Consider the following 13,773-nt stretch of genomic DNA (forward strand, 5'->3'; position numbering starts at 1 on the left):
TCTCCTGATGTCCTAGTTCGGCGGAGGTGCCGGGCGGTCTTTCTGGGAGGAAAAGATCGCGTGAAGGTTCGGGACGATGATGAATTCGCCACCTCGCTTGACGAGGCAGTTGATGTAGTCCGCCCGCCAGCGCATGCCGACGCTCGGCGGCGGCTCGCTGGCGACTTTCGGCAGGGTCGTGACTTCGTTGACCTTGTCGGTGCGGATGCCGATCAGCGTCGCCTCGTCGTCGAGATCGAGCTCGATGACGACGATGCGGCTGTCGATGGTGGTTTCCGTCGCGTCCATCCCGAAGGCAAGGCGGATATCGGCAAGCGGGATCACCTTGCCGCGGAAATTGATGACGCTGGAAACGAAGGGCTTGCTGCCGGGCACGTGGGTTTCGGGCAGGAGATCGAGGATTTCCTGCACGACGATCGCCTCGATGGCGAAGGTCTCGCCGTTGAGGTTGAAGGTGAGGACGGAGAGGTCCTCTTCCGCGCCCCAGATCGCGTCGTAGTCGAGTTTTCGTGCCGCTTCGCTCATCCTGCCACGCGCATTTGCGCCTCCTGCTGCTGTCCGGCCGCGACGAGATGCGTGACGTCGAGGATCAGCGCGACGCTGCCATCGCCGAGGATGGTCGCGCCGGAGAAGGTATCGACGTCATGGTGCAGCTTGGACATGGATTTGATGACTGTCTGGTGGTCGCCGATGATCTGGTCGACGACGAGGCCGACGCGCTCCGAGCCGGTCGAGATGACGACGACCTTCTGGTGTTGATCCGGCTGGGTGCCGGTTCGGAAGAGTTCCCGCAGGCGCAGGAAGGGCACCAGGCTGTCGCGCAGCGAGATGAAGCTGCGCCCGCGCGAGCGCAGATCGTCCTCCAGCGAGAGTTCCAGGCACTCCTCGACCGCCGAGAGCGGAATGACGTAGCAGCCCTGGCCGACCCGAACGAGCAGGCCCTCGATGATGGCGAGCGTCAGCGGGATGCGCAGCGACACTTCCGAGCCTTCGCCCGGCTTGCTGGTGATGTCGATCGTGCCGCGCAGCGCCTCGACCGTCTTCTTCACCACATCCATGCCGACGCCGCGGCCGGAAAGGTTCGTCACCGCCTGGGCGGTCGAGAAACCGGGCTGGAAGATCAGTTGGAGGAGGTCCTGGTCGGTCAGCGTCGCGCCCGGCTGGATGATGCCCGACGATTCCGCCTTGGCGCGCACCCGCTCACGGTTGATGCCGCGGCCGTCATCCTTGATGGTGATGATGACCTCGCCGCCCGTCTGGTGCGCCGAAAGAATGACCCGGCCCTTCGCCTCCTTGCCGGCGGCGATGCGCTCCTCCGGCTTTTCGAGGCCATGGTCGATGGAGTTGCGCACGAGATGCACCAGCGGATCGGCAAGCCGGTCGATAACCGTCTTGTCGACTTCCGTGCTCTCGCCCTCGGTGATCAGCTCGATTTCCTTGCCGGTCTCGCGCGACAGATCGTGCACGAGGCGGCGGAAGCGGCTGAAGAGGCTCGCGACCGGCATCATGCGCAGCACCATCATCGTGTCGCGCAGCTCGCCGGAGAGGCGTTCGATTTCCTCGGAAACCGAGCGCAGGCCGAGATCGGCTGCCGCGCCCGCAAGCTGGGTGAGGCGCGACTGGGCGATGACCAGCTCGCCGACCCGGTCCATCATCTCGTCCAGCCGCTCGGCCGGCACGCGCACGTTTTCGGCGGATTTCGCCTGCTTGGAATCGTTGGCCGCCTGCACCGCCGGCGCTTCCCTCTCGGTAACGACGACAGCCTTGGCGATCGGCACGTCCAAGGATTTCGCCACCGCGATGGGCCGTTCGACGGCGATCTCGGTGATCTCAAGCTCCATGTCGTCCATGACGAAGATGAAGACATCCTCGATATCGGCACGCGGCCGCTCGGTCTTCAGCGTCACGTCCCAGCTTACATGGATATCGCGCGGCTCCAGCGCGGAGAGCTCCGGCACCTTGGACGTGTCGGCGATGATCCGGCATTCGCCGAGGTCACGCATTTCGTCGAGCAGGCCGAGCGGATTGGTGCCGTTCGCCATGGCGTTGACCGGCAGGCTGAAACGGATGCGCCATTCGCGCAGGCCGGCCTCTTCCGCAACAGGGGCGGCGGCAACGGCGGCGGTGACGGGAGCAGGGGAGCCCGCGCCGTTGACGGCACGGTGCAGGTTGTCGAGCAGCGCGGCGCTCATCGCGTCATGGTCGCCGTTCGGCGTTTCCAGGAGCGCGCGCATATGGTCCTGCGCGGAGAGAACCGCCGAGACCAGCTCGTGCGTGGCCGGCACGTCGCCCTTGCGCACGCGGTCGAAGGCGGTCTCGCAATGGTGGGTGAAGGCGGCGAGCGCGTCGAAGCCGAACATCGCGCCCGAGCCCTTCAACGTGTGGAGGCCCCGGAAGACCGCATCGATCTGGTCGCGGTCGTCGAGGCTGCGGGTAAGGTCGAGGAGGCCGGACTCGATCTGTTCCAGCAGTTCGGCCGCTTCTGTCCGGAAGACTGAGATCGGGTCCGGGTTCGTCATCTTCCGAGGACCTTCTTGGCGATCTTGACGAGGCTTTCGGGATCGAACGGCTTGGTCAGCCAGCCAGTGGCGCCGGCGGCTTTCGCCTGCGCCTTGATCTCGCCGTCGGATTCGGTGGTGAGGAAGATGACCGGCACGCCCGTATGCGCGGGCAGCTTGCGCAGCTCGCGGATCATCGTCAGGCCGTCCATGTTCGGCATGTTGAGGTCGGTGACGACGAGATCGTACTCGCCGCCCTTCAGCTTGTTGAGGCCGTCGAGGCCGTCGACCGCCTCGGTCACGGCATAGCCGGCATTGCTGAGGGTGACGCGCGTCGTCAGCCGGATGCTGGCGGAATCGTCAACGGTCAAGATCTTCGCGGTCATCAATTCTTCTCCTGGTGCAGCCAGAAATGCGCGGCCTCGGATGTCATTTCGTCGAGAAAGCCGCCACGTTTCAGCACGTCGTAAAGGTCACCGGAGGCGGGCCGGGCAAGTAGAACGCGCCCCGCCTTGGCCTCGGCCTGTTTGCGGGCCGCCGTGACAAGCTGAACAAAGCTGAGGTCGACCTGCGCCGCCTCATCGATATCCAGTATTGCGGCGGGATTATTGTTCAGGAAATCCGAGATCAACTCTTGAACGGACGTTATAGTCTTGATGGTGAGTGTCGTGGGTAAGGTTAACGACGCATCACCGGGCAGGGTTGATGACATGGAGGCCTCGATATCAGTTTCGAGAGATAGTATTTCCCGCCCCAGAATCCCAAGTCACGCTTAATGAACGGTAAAGCGCGGTTGCTAATTTCATCCATCGGTCGTTTGAGTGTCCCTTATACACCACCTCCCCTTACGGCAGGAATTTAGCATAAGTATTTGAAATAAATATAAAATTATTAATATTAGACATTCTTTATATTATTTATAAATCCCTAATTCTAGGGATGCCTGCATCCACGGGTGGTGGCTTGGAAATGACCCCGCCGGCACGGGATTCCATTGCATGAGGAAAAGCGAATTTACTGCGCGTTACATTGTTGGTCCTAGGGTTCGCTCACGGGTTCTTGCAGATGGGGTATGGCGTGTCAGGAATAGCGAACGCAGTGCGCGTGGAGCGGCAGACGGCGGAGGGAGAGCTTGTCTCTCGCCTTGAAGGGGCCCGTTCCCGCATCGAGCAGCGGTTCCTCGACGGCGGCGTCGTGCTGCTCTCGGTACTGGACGTGCTCAACCGGCTTGTCGCCTCGCTGGAGAACCTGTCCGGTTCGCTCGGCGACGAGGCTGCGGAGGCGACGATCGGCCGGCTCATCGCCACCGTCGATCAGCTGACCGCGCTGCCCGGCATCGAGGAGCAACGCCAGCAGCGCCTCGCCAATGTCGCCGTCACGGAGAAATCCCTCGGCACCCACATCGCCGACATGCAGGAAACGTTACGCTACCTTCGCACCTTCGCGACGACAGCGAAGATCACCGGCGCAGCCATCCCGGATTTCGCGGGCTTTGCGGAAGAAATTCTCGAGCGCATCCAGTTCGGCTCCAGTGAGGTCAATGCGCTTGGTGCCAAGATCGGCACGCTTGGCGCCGTCATCGAGACCGCCTCGGCCGGGGGCGGGGATGCGTTGGAGCGCTTCCGCCGCTCCGTGCCTGACATTGCCGGCAATCTCTCGCGCAATGCTGCGGACCTGACGGCACAGCGCCGCCACCTATCGCAGCTTGCTGCCAGAGTGGGTGCGGCGGCGCGCGGCGTACAGGGCAAGGTTGCCACCACGCTGTCGGCCATGCAGATCGGCGACATCACGCGTCAGCGCATCGAACATTGCCAATCCGCCTTCACCTTCCTGGATGAGTATCTTGCGGCTGGAACGCTCGACGCGGAGGCCGCCGGCCGCCTGACGGCGCTGATCCGCCACCTCGTGCACGACCAGCTTGTCGAGATCGCCGGCGACTTTGCGCGCGACTGCAAGACCGTGGTCGGGACGATCCGCAGCTTCGGCGCCGACATCGACGGCCTGATGGCGCTCTATGGCGACATGGACGCTGCCGACGGCCGCTCCGCCGACCGCGCCATGCGCATCCTGGAGGCCGACATCGCAGCCGCCCGTGCCGTCGTGCGCGACATCGAGCAGGCGGCCGACAAGGCCAATGTGCTCGGCGCGAGCACGGTCGAGACCGTGCAGGGCCTCCTGAAGGGTGTGAAGACGATCCAGCTCGTGCGCACCGACATCCACTACATGGCCCTTAACACCAACCTGCGCTGCGGCAAACTCGGCGAGGAGGGGCGGGCAATCAATGTGGTGACGGCCGAACTGCGCCTGTTTTCCAGCCAGCTCGACGAGACGGCGGAGCGCATTCTTGTCGCCCTGCAGTCGCTCGAAGGGGATGCCGGCAAGCTGCGCGAGGCGGGCACCGCCGCCGGCGGCTCGCTCGATGCGCATCTGGACGAGGCGCTGGAGCATATCCGCCGGGCGGGCGACCGCATGGAGGAGGACATGACGGCTTTGCGCGCCTGTGGCGCCGACGTTTCCGCCAAGGCGGGCCGAACGGTCGCCGACCTCGATTTCAAGGCCGAGCTCGGCGACGTGCTGGCCGATTGTTCCGCCCGTGCGGGCGAGCTCATTGGCCACAGCCTGCCGGATACGGCGGGCCTCGAGCAGGCGATGGCTGATCTCGGCAGCCGGATCGCGCGCACCTATACCATGGTCTCCGAACGCGAGGTGCATGCCCGCGTCTTCGGCACCACCCTGGACGCGGCGGCAGCGCCTGCGGCTGCGCAAAGCGACGAAGATCTGTTCGACGACGCACTGTTCTAGGATCCCCATCCCCGGCATTGCAGGCCAGCATACGGCGGGTTCCACGCGTTCGTAAGCGCAGGGGAGCCGCCTTTTCCACATCGTCCGTGCTCAATGCCGGTTGTTCCGGGGGCGCGTTCGTCCAGGTACGGCTGCCCTCGCCATTCCAAGCGAATGGCCATCGTCTGTTTCCGTATATTTTTGAAAATATAGCGCTGGCAAAGCCGCAAGTGCCGATATATTCAGGGAGATATCACGCTGCCGTCAGGCAGAAAAAGGGAGAACAGGAATGAACCGTCGTCTGCTTCTGAAACTCGTCGTCGCCGCCTTCGCGTCGCTGCCGCTCGCCCTGCCGGCTGCGGCCGCCGAAAAGGTCACCGTCTTTGCCGCCGCAAGCCTGAAGAACGCGCTGGATGCGGCGAATGCCGCCTGGTCGAAGGAAACCGGCAACGAGACGACGGTCTCCTATGCCGCAAGCTCGGCGCTCGCCAAGCAGATCGAGGCGGCGGCGCCCGCCGATCTCTTCATCTCCGCTGATCTTGCCTGGATGGACTACGTCGCCGAGAAGAAGCTGATCAAGGACGACACCCGCGCGAACCTCCTCGGCAACCGTATCGTGCTGGTCGCGCCGAAGGACAAGGCCTCGACCGTCGAGATCAAGGAGGGCTTCGACCTTGCCGGCCTCGTCGGTGACGGCAAGCTCGCCATGGGTGCGGTCGACAGCGTGCCGGCCGGCAAATACGGCAAGGCGGCGCTCGAAAAGCTCGGCGTCTGGTCGTCGGTCGAAGGCAAGGTCGCCGGCGCCGAAAGCGTGCGTGCGGCGCTTGCCCTCGTCTCGCGCGGCGAGGCGCCCTACGGTATCGTCTATCAGACGGATGCCGCAGCCGATCCGGGCGTTGCCGTCGTCGGGACCTTCCCGGAAGACAGTCACCCGCCGATCATCTACCCGGTCGCCATCCTGACGGAATCCAAGAGCGCCGCTGCCGCCGCCTATCTCGATTTCCTGAAGTCGGACAAGGCCGCGCCCTTCTTCACCGAGCAGGGTTTTACGATCCTGAAGTAAGACGAGCCTCGCGATAGCTTTGGGTGCTAGACCGCAACGGATCCACGTGCCGGTGCGGTTGCTGCCCCTCATCCCGCTACCGCGACCTTCTCCCTGCAAGCGGGGAGAAGGCGTTTGCGGCAAGGGCGCGAGAAAATGGCGGGGCACCCCCATAGCTCCGCTTGCGGGAAGAAGGTGCCGCAGGCGGATGAGGGGTTTCAGCCCAAATCCAGGCGGCACCTGCGGGCTGTTCGCCAATCAAAGGAGTATGCGTGGACTGGCTTACCTTGAGCGACGAGGAATGGACGGCGATCCGGCTCAGCCTTCGGGTCTCGGCGGTTGCCGTCCTCGTCAGTTTGCCGCTCGGCATCCTCGCCGCCTTGGCGCTGGCCCGCGGCCGCTTCTGGGGCAAGTCGCTGCTGAACGGCCTCGTGCACCTGCCGCTGATCCTGCCGCCCGTCGTCACCGGTTTCCTGCTGCTCGTCCTGTTCGGCCGCCGCGGTCCCATCGGCTCCGTGCTGGACGAATGGTTCGGCATCGTTCTCTCCTTCCGCTGGACCGGCGCGGCGCTTGCCTGCGGCGTCATGGGCTTTCCGCTGATGGTGCGTTCGATCCGCCTCTCCATCGAGGCCGTCGACCGCAAGCTGGAGGAGGCGGCAGGCACGCTCGGCGCAAGTCCCCTCTGGGTTTTCCTCACGGTTACCCTGCCGCTCATCCTGCCCGGCGTGCTGGCCGGCATGATCCTCGCCTTCGCCAAGGCGATGGGCGAGTTCGGCGCCACCATCACCTTCGTCTCCAACATTCCCGGTGAGACGCAGACGCTGTCGGCCGCGATCTACACCTTCACCCAGGTGCCCGGCGGCGATGCCGGCGCGATGCGCCTCACCCTCGTCGCCATCGCCATTTCCATGGCCGCGCTCATCGCCTCCGAGGTGCTCGCCCAGCGCCTCGGTCGCAAGGTGCACCTCGAATGAGCCTCGTCGTCGAAGCCCGCCACCGGCTCGGCGATTTTTCGCTGGATGCCGCCTTTGCCGCCGATGGCGGCGCGACCGCGTTGTTCGGCCGGTCCGGCTCGGGAAAAACCTCGCTGGTCCGCATCATCGCCGGCCTTACGCAACCGGCAGAAGGCCGCGTCCTGCTCGGCGACGAGGTTCTGGTCGATACCGCCCGCCGTATCTTCGTGCCGGCCCACAGACGGCGCTTCGGCTATGTCTTCCAGGAAGCCCGTCTCTTCCCGCACCTCACCGTGCGGCAGAACCTCAATTATGGCCGCTGGTTCTCGCCGAAGGGCGTGCGCACGGAAAACCCGGACCGTGTTGTCGACCTGCTCGGCATCGCCGGCCTGCTCGACCGCCAGCCGGCAAACCTGTCCGGCGGTGAGAAGCAGCGTGTCGCCATCGGTCGTGCACTGCTGGCCTCGCCCCGCCTGCTCTTGATGGACGAGCCGCTCGCCGCGCTCGACGAGGAGCGCAAGGCGGAAATTCTGCCTTATCTGGAGCGCCTGCGCGACGAGGTCGGCATTCCCATCGTCTATGTCAGCCATTCGGTGGCCGAGGTCGCGCGCCTTGCCGACCGGGTCGTGCTGATGGCGGATGGGCGCATCCAGGCGATCGGGGCGGCGTCGGACGTGTTGAGCGGCCCGCGGCTCACCTCCGCCGCCGAACGCCGGGAAGCCGGCAGCGTTCTTGCCGGCCGCGTCGAGGCGCGTGATGTCGCGCATGGCCTCGCCACCATCCGCCTTGAGGGCGGTGCGACGATCCTCGTGCCGGGCGCCGCGGTCTCGCCGGGCGAAACGGTGCGGCTGCGCATTCCCGCGCGCGACGTCATGATCGCGACGGTGCGCCCGGAAGGCCTCAGTGCGCTCAATATTCTGGAAGGCGTCGTCGAGGCGATCGAACCGGACGGCGAGGGCATGGCGAGCCTGCGCATAGCCTGCGGCGGCGATGTCGTCCGCGCCCGCATCACTGCGCTTTCCGTCGAGCGCCTCGGTCTTGCATCGGGCCTTTCGGTGCATGCCGTCATCAAGACGGTGGCGCTGGAATAGGTTTCAGTCGGCAAGGTTATCGACGATCCAGCCGATATCCTCGGCCAGCGCCGCACGCGCCTTCGCTTCCATGGCGTGGTAATGGGCGATCAGCGCCTCGCCGAAGGGCGTCACGACAGCGCCGCCGCCCTGCTTGCCGCCGCGCTGCGATTCCACCACCGGCGTACGGAACAGCCGGTTCATCTCATCGACCAGCAACCAGGCCCGGCGATAGGACATGTCCATCGCCCGCCCGCCGGCGGAGATCGAGCCGGTTTCCCGGATATGCGCGAGCAGCTGGATCTTGCCGCGCCCGATGCGCCCTTCCGGCTCGAACTGGAGGCGGAAGATGAGTTTCGGTTCGATCTTGGCGGATGCTGACATGAAACTGGGCCCGTATGGATACGGGCCCAGATATAACAGCGTTTTCCGTGATGTGCAGTGCCAAGCCGTTTCCGGCAGGGCCGAATTCAGGCAGCGCGCTTCAGGGCGTCGCCGAGGATCGAGACGATGTCCTCGAAATGCTTCTTCTCGGCGATCAGCGGCGGCGAGAAGGCGATGATGTCGCCGGTGACGCGGATCAGGAGGCCCTTCTCGAAGCAATCGACGAAGACGTCATAGGCCCGCGCCCCCGGTGCGCCGTCGCGCGAGGCAAGCTCGATGCCGGCGATGAGGCCGATCGTGCGGATGTCGATGATGTGCGGCAGGCCCTTCAGCGAATGCATCGCCGCATGCCAGTCGTCCTGCAATTCGGCGCCGCGGGTGAAGAGACCCTCGTCGCGGTAGATGTCGAGCGTCGCGATGCCGGCGGCGCAGGCCACTGGATGGCCGGAATAGGTGTAGCCGTGGAAGAGCTCGATGGCGTTTTCCGGCCCATGCATCAGCGCATCGTGCACCTTTCTGCTGGCGAAGACTGCGCCCATCGGGATGGCGCCGTTGGTCAGGCCCTTGGCGGTTGTCACGAGATCCGGCGTCACGCCGAAATAATCGGTGGCGAAGGCCGCGCCAAGGCGTCCGAAGCCGGTGATGACTTCGTCGAAGATCAGGAGGATGCCGTGCTTGTCGCAGGTCGCGCGCAGCTTTTCGAGATAGCCCTTCGGCGGGATCAGCACACCGGTGGAGCCGGCGACCGGCTCGACGATGCAGGCGGCGATGGTTTCCGCGCCGTGCAGCGCGACCAGCCGCTCCAGGTCGTCGGCAAGCTCGGCGCCATGCTCCGGCTGGCCCTTCACATAGGCGTTCTTCGCAAGGTCGTGGGTATGGCGCAGGTGGTCGGAGCCGGGGAGCTGCGGGAAGACGCGGCGGTTGTTGAGAATGCCGCCGACCGAAATACCGCCGAAGCCGACGCCGTGATAGCCGCGCTCGCGGCCGATGAGGCGCGTGCGCGTGCCCTGGCCGATGGCGCGCTGGTAGGCAATGGCGATCTTCAATGCGGTATCGACCGATTCCGAGCCGGAGCCGGTGTAGAAGACGCGGTCGAGCTTGGCGCCGTCAGGGCCGGGGGCGATCTCGGCCAGCCGCTCGGCGAAATCGAAGGCGACCGAATGGCCCATCTGGAAGGAGGGCGCGAAATCCATCTCGGTGAGCTGGCGCTCGACCGCGGCGGCGATCTGCCGGCGGCCATGGCCGGCATTGACGCACCACAAGCCTGCGGTGCCGTCGAGCACCTGGCGGCCGTCGGCGCTGGTGTAGTACATGCCTTCGGCGGCAGCGAGCAGGCGCGGCGCGGCCTTGAACTGGCGATTGGCGGTAAAGGGCATCCAGTAGCTGTCGAGCACCGGTGCATTGGGCTTGTTGTGAACGTTCATGGGAGATCTCCTCTGGCTGGCGGGATTGACGCCATGATTTGCGATGCCGAACAAGTCCTTTTCTTCTTGACGCCAACTGATTGAAAATTAAGGATATGGGTCGATCAGTTTTCGATATTTCGAACATCTAGAACAGGAAGTGGCCATGTCGGTCGATATCGGGGGCAGGCTGCGCCATCTGCGCATGGCCCACAATCTCTCCCAGCGCGAGCTCGCCAAGCGCGCGGGCGTTACCAATTCGACCATTTCGCTGATCGAATCCAACGCCTCCAACCCGTCGGTCGGTGCGCTGAAGCGCATCCTCGACGGCATCCCGATCGGTCTTGCGGAGTTCTTCGCCTTCGAGCCGGAGCGCCCCAAGAAGGCCTTCTACCGGTCGGACGAGCTGATCGAGATCGGCAAGGGACCGATTTCCTTCCGCCAGATCGGCGAAAACACCTTTGGCCGCAGCCTGCAGATCCTGAAGGAGTGCTACCAGCCCGGCGCCGACACCGGCAAGGTGCTGCTGGTGCATGATGGCGAGGAGGGCGGCATCGTGCTCTCCGGCCGGCTGGAGGTGACGGTGGACGACGAGCGGCGCATTCTCGGTCCGGGCGATGCCTATTATTTCGAAAGCCGCCGCCCGCACCGTTTCCGCTGCGTCGGCCCGGTGCCGTGCGAGGTCATCAGTGCCTGCACCCCGCCGACTTTCTGATATGGCAAGGAGGCAACGGCGCTGTTTCGTTCACGCCGTCGCCCTGTCTGCTCCGGCGCTCAGGCCGATTTGGCCAGCCGTGCCTGCTCGTCGAAGAACAGCGCCTGGCTGATCAGGGCCTTCACCATATCCGGATTGAACGGCTTGGTGACCAGGAAGGCCGGTTCCGGCTTTTCACCGGTCAAGAGCCGCTCCGGGAAGGCCGTGATGAAGATGACCGGGATCGTGCTGTTCTTCAGGATATCGTTGACGGCGTCGATGCCCGAGCTGCCGTCGGCCAGCTGGATATCGGCCAGCACCATGCGCGGCGAGGTGCGGTGGTAGAGCTCGACGGCCTCCGAATGGGTGCGCGCAATACCCGTCACATTGTGGCCGAGGCCCTTCACCATGTCCTCGATGTCCATGGCGATCAGCGGCTCGTCCTCGATGATCATGATATCGGTCGCCACCTGCCGCGAGATGTCGCGCGAGGCTTCGTCGAGCAGGGCGGCGAAGCGCTCTTCCGGCATATCGAGAATGTCGGCGCCCTCGGCAAGGTCGAAGCCCTCGACGGCGACCAGCAGGAAAGCCTTGCGCTCCGCCGGCGGCAGGTTGGCAAGGTTGGCGGCCGCCTGGCGCTCCCAGCCGAAGGGGGACGTATTTTCCGGCAGCGTCACGTCGAGATTGTCGAACAGCGTGCAATAGAGCCGGTAGAGTGCAATCCGGTCGCTTCTCCCCTCGGGGTAGAGTGTGATATCGGCGACGAGCGCCTCAAGCATGGCTGCGACATAGGCGTCGCCCGAGGTCTGGGAGCCCGTCACTGCACGGGAAAACCGCCTCAGATAGGCGAGATGCGGTGCGATACGGGTGGAAAGTGACATTTAGTTCTCCCTGAATATGTTCCGCATCGGAACCGTTTCCGCTAGAGTTCACCATGCGGAAACCTATTGGTAGCATTCTAAGTCTGACTTGCTATTGGGAATCTGGGGCAAAAGGAAGATAGCGGGTGGCATCGGATGGAAACAAGACCATGATCGAGCCCAGTAAAGACAAGAAGCGTGCCGGGCGGGATGTCCCCGTCAAGGCCGCTTTCGACCCCAACGGCCCGATCGGCCGCAAGCTTAAGTCGTTTTACGACGTCATCGAGACGGAACCCGTGCCCGATCGTCTTCTCGATCTTCTGGAAAAGCTCGACGAGGCCGAGCTTCGTGCCAAGAGCGGTTCCTGAAAACATTCTTCCGTCCAGTTCCAGACATCAAGAAACGGGCCCGAGGGCCCGTTTTCCGTTTGTTGATCTTCGATCGCCTCAGCGGCAGCGCGCTTCGTACCGGCGGCCGTACCGGTCGCGGTAGATGCAGTAGCCACTGCGATCGGAGCGAGCGATGAGATAGCCCGCCGCACCGCCGATGGCGGCTCCTGCAAGCGCGCCGCCGGCGCGTCCCGTCACGACACCGCCGATGATGGCGCCTGTGCCCGCGCCGATCGCGGTGCCGCGTTCGGTCTGGGTACAGGCGGTGAGCGTCACCGTGGAGGCGACGAGGGCAAGCGCGATGATGGTGTTCTTCATGGTTCCGGCTCCTGGCTTGGGTGGGGGGATCAGATACGTCCCATGAGGACGAGGATGAGAAGGATGAGCACGATCAGCCCGAGGCCGCCGGAGGGACCATAGCCCCAGCTTCGGCTGTATCCCCAGTTCGGCAGGGCGCCGATCAGAAGCAGGATGAGAATGACAAGGAGAATGGTGCTGAGCATCGGTGCTTCCTTTCACGTCCGGTTCGCGTTCGAGCGATGGGCCGAAAACGGGCCGTAGCGAATTTTGTTCCCGAAAATGTGACAACACCGTCATCGGCTCTCGCCGGAACTTTCTAGGCTCCGTTCCGTTTCCAATGCCAACCGATGGGTGGTGACCCGACGGGTGATGGAGAAAGAAATGGAACACATAGCCGCAATCATGCTTCTGGTCGGCTGCAGCCATGGCGGCCTCACCTGCGAAGAACTGCAAGCGCCCCAGGTGGCGTTCGAGACGATGGAAGACTGCGTCGGCGCCCTGCCGGCCGCTCTTGGCGGGGCAGGGGCGGGCAAGCGTCTCGTGCATGGCCGCTGCGCGGTCGTCGACCCGGCCTGGGTCGAGGAAAATATCGAGATTACCTGGCGCGTCAGCCGCCAGAACGGTCTTGAGGTGCATGTCCGGCCGACCAGTCCGCCGGCAGGGGACATGATCGTCGCCGACAACGCTCATCCGGTCCACGCGGCGGCGCGGATGCATTGATAGGGTGAGGAACCTTTCCGGCACTTGCCGGTTTCCTCTTGGTCAACGCCATGCGTTCAATCGAACAGAAAGGACAGCGACATGAACTGGGATATCATCGAAGGCAAGTGGAACGAGTACAAGGGCAAGGCCCAGGCTCAGTGGGGCAAGCTCACCGATGACGACCTCGATGTCATCAAGGGGCGCCGCGTCGAGCTTTCAGGCAAGATCCAGCAGCGTTACGGCCTCGCCAAGGAGGAGGCCGAGCGGCAGATCGACGACTGGACGCGCCGTCACTAGAACGGACGCCGACCGCATCGGTCACCGCTCATGCCGCCGCAGCCGAAAGGCTGCGGCGGCATTGTTTTTGGCGACAGGGCTCGCCCTGAAATCCTTTGTTCGATGACGGTTCGGGGAACTTTTTATCGCGCCCCTCGTTTCTCCATCGATACAAAGAAGGAGTTCGAAAATGCTCTATTATGCTGTGGTCTTTCTCGTGATCGCCCTTGTTGCCGGCCTGCTCGGTTTCGGCGGCATTGCCGGCGCATCGGCCGGCATCGCGCAGATCCTGTTCTTCGTCTTCCTGGCCCTTCTGGTTCTTTCGCTGATCGCGGGCCTGTTCCGACGGGCGTGAGGACGAAACAGACCGGAAAGGGCGGCGTTCGCGGACGCCGCCCTTTTTTGCGTCTGCGAACGACCC

18 protein-coding genes are annotated in these 13,773 nt (G+C 64.2%); 9 read left to right on the forward strand and 9 right to left on the reverse strand.

The features are described from left to right. Positions 1-12: 12 nt before the first annotated feature. The 4 genes from K0P03_RS02315 to K0P03_RS02330 are packed head-to-tail and all read right to left on the reverse strand — an operon-like array spanning position 13 to position 3,210. Entirely contained in the window at positions 13-525 is a 513-nt protein-coding gene (locus K0P03_RS02315) for a chemotaxis protein CheW (RefSeq protein WP_050745416.1), read from the reverse strand. Next, complete coding sequence (locus tag K0P03_RS02320; protein ID WP_272788794.1) at positions 522-2,519, reverse strand: chemotaxis protein CheA; 1,998 nt, start codon at positions 2,517-2,519, stop codon at positions 522-524. Before K0P03_RS02320 ends, K0P03_RS02315 begins: the two co-directional genes overlap by 4 nt. Further along, the gene (locus tag K0P03_RS02325) at positions 2,516-2,884 is read right to left on the reverse strand and encodes a response regulator (protein WP_023516695.1); all 369 of its coding nucleotides are present in this window, start codon (positions 2,882-2,884) and stop codon (positions 2,516-2,518) included. Before K0P03_RS02325 ends, K0P03_RS02320 begins: the two co-directional genes overlap by 4 nt. Next, the gene (locus tag K0P03_RS02330; protein ID WP_024270284.1) at positions 2,884-3,210 is read right to left on the reverse strand and encodes an STAS domain-containing protein; all 327 of its coding nucleotides are present in this window, start codon (positions 3,208-3,210) and stop codon (positions 2,884-2,886) included. The genes K0P03_RS02325 and K0P03_RS02330 overlap by 1 nt, the downstream gene beginning before the upstream one ends. Before the next feature lie 365 nt (positions 3,211-3,575). Between K0P03_RS02330 and K0P03_RS02335 the strand changes: the two genes are divergently transcribed. From K0P03_RS02335 to modC, 4 genes are all read left to right on the forward strand, one after another. Next, complete coding sequence (locus tag K0P03_RS02335; protein ID WP_272788795.1) at positions 3,576-5,300, forward strand: type VII secretion target; 1,725 nt, start codon at positions 3,576-3,578, stop codon at positions 5,298-5,300. A gap of 268 nt (positions 5,301-5,568) precedes the next feature. Next, positions 5,569-6,342 carry a molybdate ABC transporter substrate-binding protein gene (gene modA, locus K0P03_RS02340; RefSeq protein WP_272788796.1) on the forward strand — a complete coding sequence of 258 codons (774 nt, stop codon included), beginning with the start codon at positions 5,569-5,571 and terminating at the stop codon, positions 6,340-6,342. A gap of 251 nt (positions 6,343-6,593) precedes the next feature. Further along, positions 6,594-7,295 (forward strand): molybdate ABC transporter permease subunit, encoded by a 702-nt coding sequence (gene modB / locus K0P03_RS02345; protein ID WP_272788797.1) that lies wholly within the window; start codon positions 6,594-6,596, stop codon positions 7,293-7,295. Next, a complete protein-coding gene (gene modC, locus K0P03_RS02350) occupies positions 7,292-8,365 on the forward strand; it encodes a molybdenum ABC transporter ATP-binding protein (protein WP_272788798.1) in 1,074 nt (357 codons plus the stop codon). The genes modB and modC overlap by 4 nt, the downstream gene beginning before the upstream one ends. Positions 8,366-8,368: 3 nt before the next feature. On the opposite strand, the gene K0P03_RS02355 is transcribed toward modC, so the two are convergent. Together K0P03_RS02355 and K0P03_RS02360 are read right to left on the reverse strand one after the other, a co-directional pair. Then, a complete protein-coding gene (locus K0P03_RS02355; protein ID WP_272788799.1) occupies positions 8,369-8,728 on the reverse strand; it encodes a winged helix-turn-helix domain-containing protein in 360 nt (119 codons plus the stop codon). Positions 8,729-8,814: 86 nt separating this feature from the next. Further along, complete coding sequence (locus K0P03_RS02360; protein WP_050745408.1) at positions 8,815-10,152, reverse strand: aspartate aminotransferase family protein; 1,338 nt, start codon at positions 10,150-10,152, stop codon at positions 8,815-8,817. Between the two features lie 145 nt (positions 10,153-10,297). Between K0P03_RS02360 and K0P03_RS02365 the strand changes: the two genes are divergently transcribed. Further along, entirely contained in the window at positions 10,298-10,846 is a 549-nt protein-coding gene (locus K0P03_RS02365) for a cupin domain-containing protein (protein WP_023514244.1), read from the forward strand. Positions 10,847-10,905: 59 nt separating this feature from the next. Here K0P03_RS02365 and K0P03_RS02370 read toward each other — a convergent pair whose 3' ends face one another. Beyond that, entirely contained in the window at positions 10,906-11,706 is an 801-nt protein-coding gene (locus K0P03_RS02370; RefSeq protein WP_023514245.1) for a response regulator, read from the reverse strand. 149 nt (positions 11,707-11,855) lie between these two features. Between K0P03_RS02370 and K0P03_RS02375 the strand changes: the two genes are divergently transcribed. Continuing rightward, positions 11,856-12,053, forward strand: a complete 198-nt coding sequence (locus K0P03_RS02375) for a NepR family anti-sigma factor (RefSeq protein WP_130521220.1) — start codon at positions 11,856-11,858, stop codon at positions 12,051-12,053. Between the two features lie 78 nt (positions 12,054-12,131). Here K0P03_RS02375 and K0P03_RS02380 read toward each other — a convergent pair whose 3' ends face one another. Beyond that, positions 12,132-12,392: a YMGG-like glycine zipper-containing protein gene (locus tag K0P03_RS02380; RefSeq protein WP_023514829.1), complete on the reverse strand. Its 261-nt coding sequence runs from the start codon at positions 12,390-12,392 to the stop codon at positions 12,132-12,134. A 29-nt stretch (positions 12,393-12,421) separates the two neighbouring features. Further along, on the reverse strand, positions 12,422-12,577 hold the full coding sequence (locus tag K0P03_RS02385) for a DUF3309 family protein (protein ID WP_023514830.1): 156 nt from the start codon (positions 12,575-12,577) through the stop codon (positions 12,422-12,424). Positions 12,578-12,755: 178 nt separating this feature from the next. Here K0P03_RS02385 and K0P03_RS02390 point away from each other — a divergent pair, with 178 nt between their 5' ends. From K0P03_RS02390 to K0P03_RS02400, 3 genes are all read left to right on the forward strand, one after another. Further along, on the forward strand, positions 12,756-13,094 hold the full coding sequence (locus K0P03_RS02390) for a hypothetical protein (RefSeq protein ID WP_272788800.1): 339 nt from the start codon (positions 12,756-12,758) through the stop codon (positions 13,092-13,094). An 81-nt stretch (positions 13,095-13,175) separates the two neighbouring features. Then, positions 13,176-13,373 (forward strand): CsbD family protein, encoded by a 198-nt coding sequence (locus K0P03_RS02395; RefSeq protein WP_023514832.1) that lies wholly within the window; start codon positions 13,176-13,178, stop codon positions 13,371-13,373. A gap of 169 nt (positions 13,374-13,542) precedes the next feature. Further along, complete coding sequence (locus tag K0P03_RS02400) at positions 13,543-13,707, forward strand: DUF1328 domain-containing protein (RefSeq protein ID WP_023514833.1); 165 nt, start codon at positions 13,543-13,545, stop codon at positions 13,705-13,707. The last annotated feature ends 66 nt before the right edge of the window (positions 13,708-13,773 follow it).

The sequence above is a fragment of the Shinella sp. HY16 genome (assembly GCF_028534175.1).
Taxonomy (GTDB): Bacteria; Pseudomonadota; Alphaproteobacteria; order Rhizobiales; family Rhizobiaceae; genus Shinella.